The following is a 2,773-nucleotide window of genomic DNA, read 5'->3' on the forward strand; positions in this document are numbered from 1 at the left end:
AACCAACCGAAAGGCCCCTCGATGGACTTGGCCGTAGCCGTCCTGCAGGCCGTCGGTCTGTTCCTCGTGACCAACATCGACGACATCATCGTGCTCTCACTGTTATTCGCCCGCGGCACCGGCGCCCCAGGCACCACCGCCGAGATCATCGCCGGGCAGTACCTCGGCTTCGGCGCCATCCTCATCGCCTCCGTCCTGGTCGCACTCGGCGCCAACGCCTTCCTGCCTGAAGACGCCATCGCCTACTTCGGACTCATACCCCTGCTCCTGGGCCTCTACGCCGCCTGGCGGGCCTGGCGTGGCCGCGACGACGACGGTGACGACCCGGGCAAGGCCGTCGCCGTCTGGACCGTCGCAGCGGTCACCTTCGCCAACGGCGGCGACAACATCGGCGTCTACGTCCCGGTCTTCCTCACCGTCGGCCCCGCCGCGACCGCCGCGAACGCCGTCGTGTTCCTCGCCCTGGTCGCCGTGCTCGTCCTGGCCGCCAGGTACGTCGCCACCCGACGACCCATCGCCGAAGTCCTCGAACGCTGGGAACACGTCCTGTTCCCCCTCGTCCTGATCGGACTGGGCATCGTCATCCTCCTCGAGGGCGGCGCCTTCGGGCTGTAGAGCCGTTGGCCGTTCCCGGTGGCGGCGGAGAAGGTCATCGTCGGCGGGCGATTGCCGGTCACGGTTCTCGGCCGCCCCCTGGCCTGCTGCCGATGCGCGGACGGCGGTCGCGGCTCAGAGGTACCGACAGACGTCGGTCGGGTCGCAGGCCCCGGGGTCAGGTGCGGCGGCGGCGTCTCGCAGCTCGGTGACGTTCTCGCGCAGCGCCTGAAGGTCCGCGATCTGGCGGTCGAGCTGGTGGACGCGGCTGTCGAGCAGCTGGCGGACGTGGTGGCAGGGCGCCGCACCGGCGTCTCGTACGTGCAGCACCTCTCGGATCTGCGCCAGGGTCAGGCCGGCGGCCTGACCACGGCGGATGAAGTTCAGTCGCTGGAGGGTCGCGGGCTCGTAGTCGCGGTAGCCGGTGGTGGTGCGCTCGGGCGCCGGGAGGAGCCCTGCCTGTTCGTAGTAGCGCAGCGTCTTGGTCGTGGTGCCGCTCGCCTGGGCCAGCTCTCCGATACGCACATCGCCTCCAGCTGCCGAGCCTACCGGCCTTGACCTTCCAGTGCGCTAGAAGGTCCAGGCTGGCGCCTGGAGCAGGACCGACGACGAAGGGATCTGGCATGAGCGCGGGCTATGACGTGGACCTGGCGGTGGTCGGCTCCGGTGGTGCGGCGATGGCGGCTGCGATCACCGCTCGGCAGACTGGGCACACCGTGGTCCTGATCGAGCGCGGCGTTCTCGGTGGGACCTGCGTGAACATCGGCTGCGTGCCGTCCAAGACGCTCCTGGCGGCCGCCGGCGCCCGACACTCCGCCCTGACCAATCCCTTCGACGGCGCTCCCACGTCCGCAGGTGGCGTAGACCTACGAGCGCTGGTTCACCAGAAGGACGAGCTCGTCGAGCGCATGCGCAGTACGAAGTACGCCCACGTCGCCGCCGCCTATGCGTTCGAGGTCGTGCCTGGGCACGCCAGGTTCCTCGATCGCGACACGCTCGCGGTCGACGGCGAGCCGCTGCGCGCCCAGGCGTACGTGGTGGCCACCGGGGCCGCGCCGGCGGTGCCCGAGCTGGCGGGTCTGGACAGCGTGGACTGGTTGACGTCGACGACGGCCATGGAACTCGAGCAGGTGCCGAGGTCCCTGGTGGTGATCGGTGGCGGCTACGTCGGGCTCGAGCAGGCGCAGCTCTTGGCCCGTCTCGGTGCGAGGGTGTCCCTGGTCGGGCGCGTGGCCCCCCGGGCCGAGCCGGAGCTGGCCGAACGCCTGCGTGCGGTCTTTGCCGAGGACGGCATCGGTGTCCTCGAGGAGCACGCCGTCGCCGTCTCGGTCGACGGAGGCGAGGTCGTCGTACGGGCCGCCTCGGGTGCTGCCGTCCGCGCAGAACGGCTGCTGATCGCCACCGGTCGCACGGCCCGCACCGACGGGCTGGGGCTCGCCGCAGCCGGCGTCGACGTCGACGAGCGGGGTTTCGTCGTCACGGATGAGTTCCAGCGCACGACCAACCCGCGCGTCTACGCCGCAGGCGACGTGTCCGGTGCCCCGCAGTACGTCTACGTCGCCGCCGCCGCAGGCCGCGCCGCCGCCACCAACGCACTGACCGGCCCGGACGGTCCTGGGGCGCGGGTCGACTACACCGGCCTGCCCACCGTGGTCTTCACCAACCCCCAGCTCGCCTCGGCCGGGCTGAGCGAGAAGGAGACCCTCGAGCGCGGCCACGACTGCAGGTCCCGAGTACTGAACCTCTCAGAGGTCCCGCGCGCCCTGGTCAACCGCGACACCCGAGGGGCCGTGAAGATCGTCGCCGACGCCACAACAGGCAAGGTCCTGGGGGTGCACGCCCTCGCCGACGGTGCCGGCGAGATCATGCTCGCCGCGACCTACGCCATCAGAACCGGCATGACGGTCGACGACCTCGCAGACACCTGGGCGCCCTACCTGACCATGGCCGAGAGCCTGCGGATCGCCGCAGGGCTGTTCCGCAACCATTTGCCGACGTCCTGCTGCGCCTGACCGGTCCAGCGCCCTCGACGCCCCCGCTGTCATTCCGGCCGCGCTATGTGCTGACCGCACCAAACCCGGCACTGTCGCTCGCGACCCGGATGCTGTGGCCAGCTTCGGCCCCATGCCGCCGAGCTCAGCCACACGCCCGGTTCTACACCTGGCGGCGGCTGGGCGCT

At 70.9% G+C, this 2,773-nt stretch carries 3 protein-coding genes; 2 read left to right on the forward strand and 1 reads right to left on the reverse strand.

Annotated elements, in window-relative coordinates; genetic code table 11:
* Positions 1–21: 21 nt before the first annotated feature.
* Positions 22–615, forward strand: coding sequence for a cadmium resistance transporter (locus BN11_RS19700; RefSeq protein ID WP_048700088.1), 594 nt, complete (start codon positions 22–24; stop codon positions 613–615).
* Between the two features lie 114 nt (positions 616–729).
* Here the strand turns inward: BN11_RS19700 and BN11_RS19705 are convergent, their stop codons facing one another.
* Positions 730–1,119: a heavy metal-responsive transcriptional regulator gene (locus BN11_RS19705; protein ID WP_019285885.1), complete on the reverse strand. Its 390-nt coding sequence runs from the start codon at positions 1,117–1,119 to the stop codon at positions 730–732.
* A 98-nt stretch (positions 1,120–1,217) separates the two neighbouring features.
* Between BN11_RS19705 and merA the strand changes: the two genes are divergently transcribed.
* Complete coding sequence (gene merA, locus BN11_RS19710; RefSeq protein ID WP_048700091.1) at positions 1,218–2,606, forward strand: mercury(II) reductase; 1,389 nt, start codon at positions 1,218–1,220, stop codon at positions 2,604–2,606.
* The last annotated feature ends 167 nt before the right edge of the window (positions 2,607–2,773 follow it).

Source organism: Nostocoides australiense Ben110, assembly GCF_001050535.1.
GTDB lineage: Bacteria > Actinomycetota > Actinomycetes > Actinomycetales > Dermatophilaceae > Nostocoides_A > Nostocoides_A australiense.

What these genes read in the sequence shown, in the direction of transcription:
- merA (WP_048700091.1), top strand. Translation starts at nt 1,218, where the DNA reads ATGAGCGCGGGCTATGACGTGGACCTGGCGGTGGTCGGCTCCGGTGGT.
- BN11_RS19700 (WP_048700088.1), top strand. Translation starts at nt 22, where the DNA reads ATGGACTTGGCCGTAGCCGTCCTGCAGGCCGTCGGTCTGTTCCTCGTG.